This window comes from Alkalimonas sp., assembly GCF_020831925.1.
In the GTDB taxonomy this organism is placed as follows: domain Bacteria; phylum Pseudomonadota; class Gammaproteobacteria; order Enterobacterales; family Alteromonadaceae; genus Alkalimonas.
The window spans coordinates 14,487-28,827 of record NZ_JAFIFQ010000039.1 but is presented as its reverse complement, the minus strand read 5'-3'; the positions used below and the strand labels follow the sequence as shown (position 1 = coordinate 28,827).

Annotated in this window: 12 protein-coding genes; 2 read left to right on the top strand and 10 right to left on the bottom strand. The window is 54.4% G+C overall.

Annotated elements, in window-relative coordinates; all coding sequences use genetic code 11:
* From JJU14_RS12160 to hisG, 6 genes are all read right to left on the bottom strand, one after another.
* The coding region (locus JJU14_RS12160) for a 1-(5-phosphoribosyl)-5-[(5-phosphoribosylamino)methylideneamino] imidazole-4-carboxamide isomerase (RefSeq protein ID WP_228613916.1) at positions 1-538 on the bottom strand (538 nt) is incomplete at its 3' end.
* Positions 535-1,131 carry an imidazole glycerol phosphate synthase subunit HisH gene (hisH, locus tag JJU14_RS12155; RefSeq protein ID WP_228613914.1) on the bottom strand — a complete coding sequence of 199 codons (597 nt, stop codon included), beginning with the start codon at positions 1,129-1,131 and terminating at the stop codon, positions 535-537. The genes hisH and JJU14_RS12160, both read right to left, overlap by 4 nt.
* Positions 1,131-2,201 carry a bifunctional histidinol-phosphatase/imidazoleglycerol-phosphate dehydratase HisB gene (gene hisB, locus JJU14_RS12150; protein WP_228613912.1) on the bottom strand — a complete coding sequence of 357 codons (1,071 nt, stop codon included), beginning with the start codon at positions 2,199-2,201 and terminating at the stop codon, positions 1,131-1,133. The genes hisH and hisB overlap by 1 nt, the downstream gene beginning before the upstream one ends.
* A complete protein-coding gene (hisC, locus tag JJU14_RS12145; protein WP_228613910.1) occupies positions 2,198-3,298 on the bottom strand; it encodes a histidinol-phosphate transaminase in 1,101 nt (366 codons plus the stop codon). Before hisC ends, hisB begins: the two co-directional genes overlap by 4 nt.
* Positions 3,288-4,655, bottom strand: a complete 1,368-nt coding sequence (gene hisD, locus JJU14_RS12140) for a histidinol dehydrogenase (RefSeq protein WP_228613908.1) — start codon at positions 4,653-4,655, stop codon at positions 3,288-3,290. Before hisD ends, hisC begins: the two co-directional genes overlap by 11 nt.
* A gap of 3 nt (positions 4,656-4,658) precedes the next feature.
* Positions 4,659-5,567 (bottom strand): ATP phosphoribosyltransferase, encoded by a 909-nt coding sequence (gene hisG, locus JJU14_RS12135; protein ID WP_228613906.1) that lies wholly within the window; start codon positions 5,565-5,567, stop codon positions 4,659-4,661.
* A gap of 457 nt (positions 5,568-6,024) precedes the next feature.
* Between hisG and JJU14_RS12130 the strand changes: the two genes are divergently transcribed.
* Entirely contained in the window at positions 6,025-8,331 is a 2,307-nt protein-coding gene (locus tag JJU14_RS12130; protein WP_228613904.1) for a S9 family peptidase, read from the top strand.
* A gap of 28 nt (positions 8,332-8,359) precedes the next feature.
* On the opposite strand, the gene JJU14_RS12125 is transcribed toward JJU14_RS12130, so the two are convergent.
* On the bottom strand, positions 8,360-9,295 hold the full coding sequence (locus tag JJU14_RS12125; protein ID WP_228613902.1) for an ornithine cyclodeaminase family protein: 936 nt from the start codon (positions 9,293-9,295) through the stop codon (positions 8,360-8,362).
* A complete protein-coding gene (locus tag JJU14_RS12120) occupies positions 9,286-10,356 on the bottom strand; it encodes a Xaa-Pro peptidase family protein (RefSeq protein WP_228613900.1) in 1,071 nt (356 codons plus the stop codon). Before JJU14_RS12120 ends, JJU14_RS12125 begins: the two co-directional genes overlap by 10 nt.
* A 140-nt stretch (positions 10,357-10,496) precedes the next feature.
* On the opposite strand from JJU14_RS12120, the gene JJU14_RS12115 reads away from it, so the two are divergent.
* Positions 10,497-11,156, top strand: coding sequence for a GntR family transcriptional regulator (locus JJU14_RS12115; RefSeq protein WP_228613898.1), 660 nt, complete (start codon positions 10,497-10,499; stop codon positions 11,154-11,156).
* A 35-nt stretch (positions 11,157-11,191) separates the two neighbouring features.
* Here JJU14_RS12115 and JJU14_RS12110 read toward each other — a convergent pair whose 3' ends face one another.
* The gene (locus JJU14_RS12110; protein ID WP_228613896.1) at positions 11,192-11,761 is read right to left on the bottom strand and encodes a PEP-CTERM sorting domain-containing protein; all 570 of its coding nucleotides are present in this window, start codon (positions 11,759-11,761) and stop codon (positions 11,192-11,194) included.
* Positions 11,762-11,776: 15 nt separating this feature from the next.
* Positions 11,777-14,167, bottom strand: a complete 2,391-nt coding sequence (locus JJU14_RS12105; RefSeq protein WP_228613894.1) for a collagenase — start codon at positions 14,165-14,167, stop codon at positions 11,777-11,779.
* Positions 14,168-14,341: the final 174 nt, after the last annotated feature.

Genomic DNA, 14,341 nt, shown 5'->3' with positions numbered 1-14,341 from the left:
TTAAGGTGCCATCTTTGCTGATATCGGTGCAAAGCACATGCCTGGCGCCGGCGGCAATAAAACCATCCAGTACCTGCTCTAAGGTGACATTGGAGGCTTCAATCCAGCCATGACTGGGCAGGGTTTTCTCACCTTTATCGTTAATGGCGACATCCAGGGCCAGCACAATGCGCTCACCACCGTATTGTTTTAGCCAGCTCTGCACCAATTCGGGCTGACGAATGGCCAGGCTGCCAATCACTACCCGGCTGGCGCCAGCTGCCAAAAGCTCTTGCACATCCTGCTCCGAGCGCACACCACCGCCGACCTGAATGTGCAGCGGCGCTTCGGTCATCAGCTCGGTCAGCAAGGTTAACTGGCGCTTGCTGGCATCTTTGGCGCCGGATAAATCCACCACATGCAAAATGGGTGAGCCGGCAGCAGCGTATTGATCGCGCAAGGTGAGCGGGCTGAAGCTGTATTCGGTGGTTTGGTCGTAGGAACCCTGATACAGCCTTACTACTTGGCCGTCGATTAAATCAATGGCAGGAATAATCATGGTTGCCACTCCATAAAGTTTTGCAATAAACGGGCACCGACCTTGCCAGAGCGCTCCGGGTGAAATTGGGCTCCGGCCACATTGCCTTTGGCAATCACCGCCGAAAAGTCGTTGCCGTAGTCGCACAGCGCCAAGCTGTAGCGATTCGCGGCCACGCCAAAACTGTGCACAAAGTAGAAGTAATCGCTGCCATCAAAGCCAGTCATTAACGGGTGTTCGGCAATGCTGTGCAGCGTATTCCAGCCCATATGGGGCAGACGCAGGCCATCGGCCAGCAGGGGCAGCACTTCGCCTGGGATCAGGTTCAGACAGGGCACATCCCCTTCCATGCTGTGGGCAGTCAGCAGCTGCATGCCAAGGCAGATGCCCAGCATGGGTTGCTGCACGGCCTGCAGGCACTCTATCAGTTCGCGTTGCTGCAGGTTCTGCATGGCCTGGCGGGCACTGCCAACCCCGGGCAAGACAATGCGACTGGCGGCCTTGATGGCGCGCGGATCCTTGCTGATCAAGGCGTCTACGCCAAGGCGCTTAAAGGCAAAATACACCGAGCTGATGTTGGCGCAGCCGGTATCGACAATCACCAAAGCACTCATTACAGCACCCCTTTGGAGCTGGGCAGAGCTTCACCACTGACCGCAATGGCCTGGCGCAGCGCCCGGCCAAAGGCCTTGAACAAGCCTTCGACCTGGTGGTGTTTATTGCCGTCGGTAATGCTCAGGTGCAGCGACATCAGCATGGCATCGCTGATGGAGCGGAAAAAGTGCGGCACCATCTCCAGCGTCAGGCCACCGACCATGCCGTCACCGAGCTTGCCGTTAAAAACAAACAGCGGCCGGCCGGATAAATCCAGCACGCACTCAGCCCGGCACTCATCCATCGGTAGCACAAAGCCAAAGCGGTTGATGCCACGCTTGTTGCCAAGGGCCTGTTTCAGCGCCTGACCCAGTGCCAGCGCTGTGTCTTCCACGCTGTGGTGATCATCGATGTGCAAGTCGCCTTTTACCTCGACCTGCAGCGAAAAGTTACCGTGGGTGGCAATTTGCTCCAGCATATGGTCGAAAAAGCCGACACCGGTATCAAAACGGTTGTTGCCCGGGTTATCCAGATCCACAGCCACGCGAATATCGGTTTCGCGGGTGGTACGAACCACTTCGGCGCTGCGCCCCCGGCTTAAAATACGCCGGGTGATTTCGGCCCAACCCAGGTTCTCACGCTGGTACTGGAATGACGGCAGCCCCATGTTTTCTGCCAGCTGCACATCGGTTTGCCGATCGCCAATCACATAGGAGTTGGTAAAATCGATTTTGCCTTGCTGGAGGTAATCTTTGACCAGACCTAATTTGGGCTTACGGCAACTGCAGTTGTCGTGTTCAAAGTGCGGGCAAATCAGCACATCGTCAAACTGGATGCCTTGCGAGTTCAGCAGTTGCATCATTTTGTTGTGCGGGGCATCAAAATCAGCCTGTGGGAAGCTGTCCGTGCCCAGACCATCCTGGTTGGTCACCATCACCAGCCGGTAACCAGCTGCCTGCAACTTCAGCAGGGCGGGCACCAGGCCAGGTTCGTACACCAGCTTTTCCAGGCTGTCTAACTGTTTGTCGATGGCGGGCTCTTCCACCATGGTGCCGTCGCGGTCAATAAAAAGGATCGGTTGGCCACTCATGCTGTTGCTTCCTGTGAATTGGGGGTGCGAACACCCAGGTTACAAAAATAATCCTGCATCGCTTGTTGCAGCGCCTGCATTTCATCCGGGCTGCCAATCGAGACCCGTACCACGTCGGTCAGGCCAAGCTGCGCCGATTGGTTGCGGATCAAAATGCCTTGTTGCTGCAGTGCTGTGACACAAGCCGCGGCATCCGGTACCTGCAGCAGCACAAAGTTGGCCTGGCTGGGCCAAACCCGTGAAACACCGGGCAGCGTGCTTACAAAGGCACTGAATGCAGTGCGCAGTTGATTGATGATGGCGACGCTTTGCTGCATGCGGGCAATGCCTTGCTGCGATAATGCCTGCACGGCAATTTGCGCCACTGGCTCGGCAATGGGGTAGGGGGCGATCATTTGCTTAAGGGCATTGATTACCTCTGGTGCAGCCAGGGTAAAGCCACAACGCAGGCCGGCCAAGGCAAAAGCTTTGGATAAGGTTCGCAGGATCACCAGGTTTGGATACTGTTGCAGTAAATCTACTACAGACGCCTGCATGGCAAATTCAATGTAGGCTTCGTCCACGACCACCAGGGCGCTACTGCGAAAGTGCTCCAACACCGCCAGGATTTGCTGGCGTGGGATCAGATCGCCGGTTGGGTTGTTCGGGCTGCAGATAAACACCAGTTTGGCCTCTACCTGGATAAGGGCTTCGACATCCAGGCTGGCATCCGGTTGCAGCGGCACGATCACGGAGGCGACCTGATTGCTCTCGGCGCTGATGGCATACATGCCGTAGGTCGGCGGGCAGATAGCAATGCGATCTTCGCCTGGCTCACAGAAACTGCGGATAAGCAGCTCAATGCCTTCATCGGCACCGCGACTGACCAATACCTGCTCGGGGGCAACACCGGCATAGCGGGCATAACCTTCAATCAGAGCAGCCGGTTGGCAGGAGGGGTAGCGGTTAAACTGCCCGCTCAGCTGGTAGTCGGTTGCCAGCGCATTTTCATTGGCATTGAGCCAACTGGCACCGCCGCTCATGCTGCGCCGGGCTGATGCGTAGGGCACAATAGCCTGCACAGACGCGCGGGCCAGTTCAGATATCTTAACGCTCATTCAAAGACTCCCTTTGTGCTGAGCCCTGCTGCTGCAAGTCTGGTTGTTGTAAATCAAGCTGTTGTAGACGTAAAGACACTGCCAATGCATGAGCACCCAGTTGCTCGGCTTCAGCCAGAGTGACAATGGCCGGGCCAATAGCACGCATACCAGTCGGGGTCAGCTTTTGCACGGTAAAACGGCGGTAAAAATCCGTCAGTGACAGGCTGGAAGCTGTTCGGCTGTAGCCATAGGTTGGCAGCACATGGTTGGTGCCGCTGGCGTAGTCACCGGCAGACTCCGGCGTCCAGGGGCCGACAAAGATGCTGGCAGCGCTGGTAAATTGCGGCACTAAGGCATCGTCGTCGTAAGTTTGGACAATTAAGTGCTCCGGCGCATAGGCGTTGGTGACGGCTACCGCTGTCGCTAAGTCGGCGGTGCAAATAGCCCGGCTGTGGCTGAGCGCCTGACGGGCAATATCGGCTCGCGGCAGGATTTTGAGCTGCTGTTCTACTTGCTGAAGTACTTTATCAATCAGTGACTGACTGGGGCTGACCAGCAAGACCTGTGAGTCCGGCCCATGCTCGGCCTGCGACAGCAAGTCGGCGGCAACAAAAGCAGGATTGGCGCTGTCATCGGCCAGCACCAGTACTTCGGAAGGACCGGCCGGCATATCAATCATGGCACCAGCGGCATCCTGACTGACTTGCTGCTTGGCTTCGGTGACATAGCGGTTGCCCGGGCCAAAGATTTTATCGACTTTGGCAATGCTCTTGGTGCCATAAGCCAGGGCGGCAATGGCCTGAGCACCACCGATGGTGAAAATCTGCTGAATACCGCACAGCTCAGCGGCATAGACAATTTCTGGCGCGATATCAGTCGCAGTTGGTCGCCCCGGGGGAGTCACCAGCACGGTACGGGGACAGCCAGCTAGTTGCGCCGGTACACCCAGCATCAGCACCGTGGAGGGCAAGGGAGCACTGCCGCCTGGAATGTACAAGCCTACCGAGCCAATGGGACGTTGGCGCAGCTCGCAAAACACGCCCGGCGTGGTTTCTACCTGAATATCGGTCGGTTGTTGGGCGGCATGAAAACGGCGGATATTGCCATAGGCCAGCTCAATGGCGGCTTTGCGCTCTGGCTTAAGCTGGGCGATTAATGCTGTTCGCTGTGCTTCGGTCAGCAGCAAGGCATTGTCGGCCAGCCCATCAAATTGTTCGCTCAGGCGCTTGAGGGCTGCATCGCCATCGCGGCGCACTTCGGCAATAATGCCGGCCACTGTCGTTTTTAGTGCTGCAGAATCGGGCAGGCTGGGCCTGGCCAAAGCGGCGGCTTGTTCGGCAGCATTGAGTTGCTGCCAGTTCAGACACTGCGTCATGCCTTACTCCATCATCTTCTCAATCGGCAGCACCAGAATGGAGCTGGCACCAAGCGATTTTAATTGCTCCATGGTTTCCCAGAACAGGGTCTCGCTGCTGACTACATGCACTGCCATCTGATCGTCATTGCCGGCCAGGGGGAGCAGGGTCGGGTTTTCTGCGCCGGGCAGCAGGGCGATGATGTCATCCAGTCTGGCTTTTGGAGCGTGCAACATAATGTACTTGCTTTCATTGGCCTGCATCACCGCATTGATGCGTGGCATCAGGGTGCTGATCAGCTTCAGCTGAGCCGCGTCGGCCAGATCTTTGCGCTGAATCAGCACGGCCTTGCTGCGGTAAATGACTTCGACTTCCTTTAAGCCATTGGCTTCTAAGGTCGCGCCGGTGGACACCAGATCGCAGATGGCATCGGCCAGGCCTGCCCGGGGCGCCACCTCGACCGAGCCTTTTAAGGTGACGATCCGGGCCTGCACCCCTTGCTGTTTCAAATAGCGGTTCAATAAACGCGGGTAGGTGGTGGCAATGGTTTTGCCGTTCAGACTGGCCGGGCCATCGTAGGCCGACTCCTGCTGGACGGCAATGGATAAACGACAGCCACCGAAATTGAGCCGGCTTAACACCGCATAATCGCACGGCTCGTTATCAAGCTGGCGTTGCAGTGACTCTTCTTCCAGCACGTTTTCGCCAACGATGCCCAGGTCGCAGACGCCATCCATCACCAGGCCGGGAATATCGTCATCACGCACCCGCAGAATATCAATGGCCATGTTCTCGACGTGAGCGATCAGCCGTTGTTCGCGCAGATTGATTTTTAGCCCACAGCTGCCCAGTAAAGCTTGTGACTCTTGCGACAAACGCCCGGATTTTTGCATGGCGATGCGCAGGCGGCTGGAATTTTGATTGAACGTCATTGTGGTGCTCCGAAAATAAGAATAAAAAACCCCGGGTTCTCCCGGGGTTGTTGCAAGCTGCCACCGGAGGAACCAAACATCAGCCCTCCGACAAAGCCGGACGGCTCAGTAATGATGATGGTGGTGGTGAATGAGGTTCAGGCTCATCGCTTGCTCTTAGTTGTTTGGCTTTAATGCTATACAAGTTATCGTATTGTACGGAGGCTGACAAGCGGTTTTTAAAGCAGTTAAAAATACGGCTTTAATTTAATGCGTTGTTTTAATTGGGATTTATCTTTATCTTGTTTCCGATTCATAAAAGTTTCATCGTTTAACGTCATCAATGGCGAGTAAAACCGAGTAAAGAATGCTCTAGTTGTATAGTCATTCGTGCACTTGCCGTTAATTGAGTTGATTTTGTATACAATATTCCTTATTGTTTGAGGAGACCAAGATTCTTGATGAGATAACGACGATCATGAAAGACAATCATCTCAAGCAAACCAAAATACTCAGTCGATTGCTCAGCGCCGCTTTGCTTTTTATAGGGCTATCGGCCCAGGCGGCGCCTGATAGAGCCAGCATTGGGCAGGCCCTGGATTTACGTGAACACTGGTTGCCACTCACCCGGGATTTGATGCTGGCACCCGCCTGGACCGAAGATGGGCAGGCATTTTACTACCAGCTGAGCGTGGAAGGGGGCTTTCAGTTTTTCCGGCAGTCGCTGCAACAGGGCCGGATTGAACTGGCGTTTGACCACGAGCGGATAGCTGCTGGCTTGGCTGCTGCCAGTGCGACTGAGGTGTCGGCGTTGCAGTTGCCTTTTGGCAGCTTTAGGTACCGCAGCGATGAAGCTGCCATTGAGTTTTATGCACTGAATGCCCAGTGGCGCTGCGAGCTAGGTCGACCCGTCTGTAGTCAGCTTCATTCAAAACAGCGCCCAAAAGCCTTTGGTGTCGTACGGGATCTGCAAGTGGCAGCCAGCACCATGCCGGTGCTCTCCCCGGATGGGCGTTATAAAGCTATCATCCAGGACCACAACCTGCAGGTGCTCAGCAGTGGTGGTCAGCTGTTGCTGAGCACTGACGATGGCCATGCCGGTAACTTTTACGATGTCGACTCCATCCGCTGGGCACTGGATAGCTCAGCATTGGTTCTGGTAAGAGTTCAGCCTGGTACGGCACGCTATGTGACCCGGGTGTTGTCGGCTCCCGAGGATCAACTGGAACCCAAAGTCATTCAGCAGCTGTACCCAAAGCCTGGCGATGCGGTCGATGTCGACCAACCGGTGCTGGTGCAGCTGCAAGGCAAAACCGTTATCGATATTCCGAATGTGCTCTTTGCCAATCCCTACCGCATTGACCAGCTGGCCTGGCAGCAGGATAGCAGCGCTTTTACTTTTCGTTACACTGAGCGGGGGCATCAGCGGATGCGGATTATACGGGTGGATGCCAAAAATGCTGAGGCCACTGCGTTGGTGACAGAGGACAGTCCAACCTTTGTCAATCTGTGGGCAGCTTTTCATCAGCCATTGCAACAAGGCGAGCAGGGCGTGGTCTGGCTCTCGGAGCGTGACGGCTGGGCGCACTTGTACCGTAGTGATCGAAGCGGCAAACAGCTGCAGCAGCTGACCCGAGGTAACTGGCGGGTGCGGCAGGTACTGGCGGTCGATGAAGTCGCTGGCCAGGTCTGGTTTACCGCCAGTGGTTATTATCCGCAGCAGGACCCGTACTTCGAGCACCTGTTCCGTATTGATCTGGATGGCGACAATCTGACAGCACTGACAGAGCGCAATGCTCACCATGACGTGGTGCTGTCGCCGGATCTTCAGCACTTTATTGTGCGCTATTCGCGGGTGGATTTGCCCTATGTGGCTGAGCTGCGCCGCAGCAGTGATGGCGCTTTGGTTCGAACCCTGGCTCAGGCCGATATCAGCCAACTGACCGCTGCCGGCTTTCGGCCGCCACAGCCTTTTGTTGCCAAAGGGCGGGATGGTGCAACCGATATCTGGGGTTTAATCGTAAAACCACAGAATTTTGACCCGGACAACACGTACCCTGTGATTGAAAATATCTATGCTGGCCCGCACGACAGCTTTGTACCAAAGAGCTTTTGGCCTTTTGGCTTTCATTCTGGTGGCGACAAAGTGATTGGCATGCAGGCGCTGGCAGATCTTGGCTTTATTGTGGTGCAAATCGATGGCATGGGCACAGCCAACCGCTCCAAGGCGTTCCATGATGTCGCCTGGCAAGATTTGGTCGACTCTGGCTTTCCCGATCGCATCCTTTGGCATCAGGCGGCAGCGGAGACTTTTCCCTGGTACAACATTGAGGGTGGTATTGGTATTTATGGTGCTTCGGCCGGCGGTCAGAGCACAGTGGCTGCCTTGTTGTTTCATCCGGATTTTTACCGGGTCGGTGTAGCCTATGCCGGCTGTTTCGATAACCGGATGGATAAAATCAGCTGGAATGAGCAGTGGTTAGGTTATCCGGTGGGGCCTCAGTATGCGGCTTCGTCGGTGGTGGAGCAGGCGCACTTGCTGCAAGGGCAGTTGCTGATTATCAATGGTGAGCAGGACAGCAATGTCGATCCTGCTTCGACCATGCAACTGGTGGATGCATTGATCCGGGCGGATAAAGACTTTGATTTGCTGATTGTCCCTGGTGGTGAACACAGTGTAGGGCGCTCCAGCGGGCCTATCCGCTATGTGCAGCGCCGCCAGTTTGACTTTTTCCTGCGCCATTTAAAGCAGCAAACAACGCCCGACTGGAATCGGGCACAGTAGAACTGTGCCCCTGGCAATATGGTTAGCTTCACGTCAGCATCAGTCGGGCAGCTGCCAAATCTGCCAGCGCTGTGCCAACGGCTTTAAACACCTGAATGCGGTCGGCCTGCCAGCAAAGCTGATCGGCCCGGCATAAATCTGCCAGCTCGCCTTGGATATGCTGCTCGCTGATGCGGCCGGCTTGCAGCGGTAGCAGCACTTCACCGGCTTCATTCAGGCAATTGGCGCGGCTATCGACATACAAAAGGCCATCAACGACCAGTTCGGTATCAATTTCACTGCCATCAGCATGGTGGTTGCCAAGCGCATCCACCAGAGTACCCGGCTGCACCCAGTCGGCAGGAAACAGTGGCTCAGTCGCCGCTGTGGCGCAGCAGATAATATCGGCTTTTTGCAGCAAGTTGGCAGAGCGCTCAGCGGCTTGAATACGCAGTTCTGGACGCTCTTTTTGCAAGTCTGCCTGCAAGGAGGCGGCCAATTGCTGCGCTTTGGTTAGATCCCGACCGACGATGTACACATCGTTTAACTGCCGGATACTGGCATAGGCTTTCACCAGATACGGTGCCAGTTTACCGGTGCCAAAAAGTATCAGGGTACTGGCAGCCGGATTGGCCAGGTACGAGCCAGCCAATGCTGAAATAGCTGCTGTGCGCCACAGGGTAATACTTGTGCCATCCAGCAGTGCCAGCGGCTCGCCACTTTCCCGGCAGAACAGCATGATTTTTGCGTGCAAGCGCTCTTTGCCCTGTGCCGGGTTTTGCGGGAAGTAGGTAAAGAGCTTGCAGCCAATCACGCTTTCATTCCAGGCCGGAAGTACGGCAAAAGCTTCGGGTTTGCCTGCGAGTAGTGGCAACACCTGGCGCGGTGGCATACCAAACTGCCCTGCGAAACTCTGGCGGATAGCGTCGATCAGTGCCGGAAAAGTCATGGCCTGATGAATGGATTCGGCTGCAATTACGCGCATAAAATAATCAGCTCCTTCGGGCTCTTGGTTAGAATTTCGATACCTGAATCGGTAATCAGAATGTCGTCTTCAATGCGGACACCACCAAAGCCAGCTTGATACAAACCGGGCTCTATAGTGACCACCATGCCGGGTTGTAGTAGGGTCTCACAGCCTTCGCGCATCAGTGGGTATTCATGCAGCGTCAAGCCGGTACTGTGGCCAATCCCTTCACCGGCATGGTCCGCATAGGGGGAGGCTGCCAACACTTGCTGGGCCGCGCCATTAACAGCATCACCACTGACACCGGGGCCTGCAACCGCCAGTGCTGCCAGTTGGGCCTGCAACACGGTCTGGTAAAAATCGCGCTGGCTGGCGCTGGCAGCCCCTAACACATAAGTGCGGGTGATGTCGGAGCGATAGCCTCGTACCTGAGCACCAAAATCCAGCAGCAGCCAGTCCCCGTGTTGCAAGACGCGATCCGATGGTTTGCCATGGGGCAGAGCAGTACGCGGCCCTGACAGCAAGATGGTTGGAAATGCCAGGGCCTCGGCACCCAGCTCAAAGAGCTTTTGTTCGAGCAAGGTGGCCAGTTGCAGCTCGGTCATGCCCAATCGAACTTGTGGTAGCAACCAGTCAAGGGCCTGTTCGGCAATGAGCACCGCTTCCCGGGTGGCAGCAAGTTCCCTGGCATCTTTACAGGCCCGCATTTGGGCCAGCCAGTTAGGAGCTGCTTGCAGCGAGACGGCTGGCATGCATTGCTGCAATTGCTGAAACAAATCAACGGTCAGATGATCAAATTCACACAATAGCAGCTGTTGCTTTGGTTGCAGTCGCTCAATACAGGCGGCTAACGACTCATGAGCGCGATCTCTACATATAATGGTGAGTGGTTGTCCCACACACTGGCTTTGGGCAATGGCGGTATACCGGTAATCGGTGATCAGAAAAGCCTGCTCCGGTGTCAACAATAAGCTGGCGGCGCTGCCAGTAAAGCCACTGAGATATCGAATATTTGATGGCTCTGTGATCAGCAACGATTGGCCGGTACTCAATTGGGTCTGTAATTTCGCTAATCGCATAGCTCCTCCATATAATTTATTGTATACAGTATACTTAATAAACGGGTCAGGCAAGTCCTGCCGCCGAATAACTAAAGCTGCAGCATTCATTTTATTTGATATACTGCATATCATTCTTGAAAATAATTGATGAGACGTGCATGACCGTAGAATATAAAACCCGCACTCAGGTGGTGGTTGAAGAAATCCGTAAGCGCATCCTGTCAGGTAGCATCAAAGCTGGTGAGCCATTGCGGCAGGCGGCTTTGGCTGAAGAGCTGAATGTGAGCCGGATCCCGGTACGTGAAGCTTTGTTACAACTGGAAGCTGAAGGTTTAGTGGAATTTGAGGCCCACAAAGGTGCTACGGCTACCCGCCTTTCGGCGGAGCAAGTAACCGAGCTTTTTGAGCTAAGAGCGTTATTAGAAACAGAGTTATTGCGCCTGGCGATACCTAGGCTGACCGAAGCGCAACTGGTACAAAGTGAACGAATTTTACAACAAATGGCATCGGCCTATCAGACAACAGACACATCCGGTAGCTGGAGTGAACTGAATAGCCGTTTCCATTTAAGCCTGTATCAGGCTGCGGAGCGTCCGATGACGCTGGAAATTGTGCAAAATCTCAATAGCAATTCGGACCGTTACATTCGGGTGCACTTGTTGCTGGCTGGTGGTGTTAAGAAAGCGGATCCTGAGCACTCAAAATTGCTGACGCTATGCCGCCAGAAAAAAGTGGAACCCGCCTGTGCTTTACTCCGCCAGCACATTTTGGGTGCAGCGGATGAAATCATTGAAGTCGTTTTGAAGCAAGAAGCTTGAAGCAGCAAAGCTAAGTGCTTTGCTGCTGAGCCTTGCTAGCGTTTACGAGCACGCAACAGCAGCAAGCCTGCTGCTAACAGCAGCAGCGATGCTGGTGCCGGTATTGGGGACGTGGTTGGCTGGATCTGCATGCTTAGATCGCTAAAGCTAGTGGTTACGAAAGCATTGTCGAAAGTCAGCGCACCCGTCCAGTCCGGACTCAGGCTAAACAGGAAGTGGCCGGCTTGCAGAGCCTGAAAACTGATGGTTGCCAGCACAAAGCCGTTGCCTTGGTGAGCAGCCAGGACTGACTCTTCGGCTGCAGGATCGGCGTAGTCATCCAGTGCCAATAAACCGGCCAGCGCATCAAGATCGGCAAACTGCAGGCTGCCAAAGCCATCGTCAAAACCGTTACCAAACTGCCAGCCTAATAACGAAAAGCCTTCAGTGGCATAACTGAGCTCTGAAAAAAAGCCACCGAGTGTATCCGTCAGATTGCTGATGCTTAGCTGCAGTTCTATGGTGTCGCCAACCTGATAGTTGTTGTGTAAGCTTTCGAGTTTGATCAGGGCTGCCTGGCTGTGAAACGACAGCGCCAGTAACAGGGTGGTTAGTAAAGTTTTCATGTCTTCTTCCTTTTGTTAGTTTGCAATCTGGCAGCGCGGTAGATCGCACAAATTCATCATGGCCCGCACATCACGTTGATCGATCACCCCATTGCCATCAAAATCAAGCTCAGGGCTTAGTGCCTGGCCTTGGCGCAGCCAAAGACGGAACAATTCTACATCGCGCATGTCAATGACACCGTTTTGATCCAGATCGGCAGGATGATACTCATTGCGCTCGCAGATGCCCTGGCCAGCGACCAGACAATCCAGCCAGTCGTGGAAGTCGGCATCAAAGCGGGTGCCCCAAAGAACTAAAATGTCATCGTAGGGTGTGAAGTCTGGTACATCTGGTAGTGTATCGGTGAGTAGCTGACCACAAGTCCAGACCCAGTAACCAGAGCCCCATTCGCTATCGTCGTACAACCAGTACCAGCCATTGGCTTCTGCTTCGGGTTTGGCGCGCCAGCCCCAGTTAAACTGACAAGGTGCATCCACAATGGCGTACTTTGGTGCCCTGAAGCTGGGCAGCAGCAGCTCATCGACCTCGTGGCGCTGTTGTTCCATCATAAAGCGTGCTGCCAGGTAGCCCCAGTGATAGATACGAGGGGTGCCATGGCTGTAGGTAGTTTGAAACAACTCACTGAGCTGATATTGCTTGCTGGCAGCTGCCGTTAGCGCATTGGGGTTATTGGCAGGTTGAGACAGGTATTCAGCCAGGCCTTCGCTCCACCAGACAGCATTGCTTGGTGTATCGGAGAAACCGCCCCAGAGATTATAGCGACCATCCAGATAATGGATGTATTCATGCTCCAGGTTCCATACCACGAAGGATGGTAGTAGCCAGGTAGCCTGGAAGGCAATAAAGCGTGCCTGATTGTTCGGATCTGAAGGAGTACCCTCCAGATACATGCCGCCATTGTTGGTGTTGATGTTAAAGAAGGTACCGGCATAGTTCTGGTAATCACCGGAAGAGCTGAAAATAACCACTTCCAGATCAGTGTTGTAATCGTTGGCTACTGGTGATTCCGGATTTGTGCCAAACAATTGATGGAAGTCCAGCTCCTTCAGCGCCAGATCCTGACAGATTTGCCCAAGATTGGCCGCACTGATCGGCTCCTGAAAACGAATTTTCAGACTGTCGCTGCAAGTATGCTGACCCGACAGTACAGCTGCTTCCAGGTCAAAACTGCAGGCATCGCCATACAGATGGCAGTTGGCTGCGTCGTAGTGCTTTACCATGCTTTGCGCATTCACCCAGCCATTGCCGCCAATGCCATCGAAGCTGTAGCTGCTCAGAATATGTTGCATCGCCGGACGCACTTGGTCGGCAAAGCTGCCGCCTAGCTTGAGGAAACGGCCAAGCTCACTGACAGCATCAGACCATTGATACTCGCGGGTATGGCCTACCAGCCAAAGGCCATCGTTTAGCACAAAGTCACGCAGGTTGGTGATGATTTGTGGATGTGCCAGCAAGGTTGCTTCCAGTGCGGCATCAGGGTTTAATAAGGCATTAAAGTAGTGGGTCAGCAGTTGGGTCATACCGCTTTCCTCGTAACCTACCCCCCAGTTGTTTGCTCTGGAAACGGTATGGGCATAACCCAGGATCGCCTCACTAAAACGGGGGAAGTAGCGCAGCCGATCGCTGTTGCTGCTGCTGACCAGGACCAGCATTTCATAGCGCACCATGAAATCACGGCTGCTGTTGCCGTTGAACTGTACAAAATGTTCACCGGCAAAGTACTGATCGAACATCAGTTGCAGGTTGTTTTTGTACGAGGCGGGATAAACGCGGTTGTTGCCAGCCGACGATTCAGCCCAATGCACGGCACGCAGGAAAGTAACCAGCTTTTCCAACTCGGAGCTTTCAGTCATCGAGCTGGCATTGTAGTGTTCCAGCAGCTGCAGCATGGCGGTCACAATGCTGTGAAGGTTGGCATCGGAGAAAAGGGCTGTGCCTACCAGGGACGCATTGTACATACCGTAGAGGCAACTGCTGAGCTCAGCCGACTTGACTGCCTGTACCAGGGCATCACCACTCAAGTGTTGCAATTGCGATGGGTGAGTACAGCTAGCAGCCGTGCTACTGAAACTGCGCAAGGACGGCCGTCGCAGCACCGACGTTGTTTCAGAAAGATGTGACGTCTCTGCCACCAAGTGTGTAGGGAGGCGCGTGTTGCGTCGTTCGGCATCAATCTGCGCCTGAATACGCTGAAACTCGATGGGTGAGAGCTGCCGGGGTGGTCTCGGGTGCTGAGCCTCGGTATTGCTGTGGCTGTGCTGGGCTTTTAATTCCTGCATCCGTTGCTGTGGATGGGATGGATGTGTTCCCTCCGCTTGCGGATGGTGTGGGTGGGCAACGGCTGTTACTGAAAGCAATGCCCCTCCCAGTACAGCCGCGGCGGCGAGTCGAAATGGTGTTTTCATGGTGATGTTCCTGCTTGTTACTTATAGTTTTAGGGGTTTGCCAGATGGCAACTGATATTTTTAGCATATGAAATATTGTATACAATAGTCTGTTTGGGTGCTTTTGTATCACGCACTTGATTGCAACCAGAGCGTAATCTCTGCTGGTTTAAAACTAGGGTTCGACAGCAACCT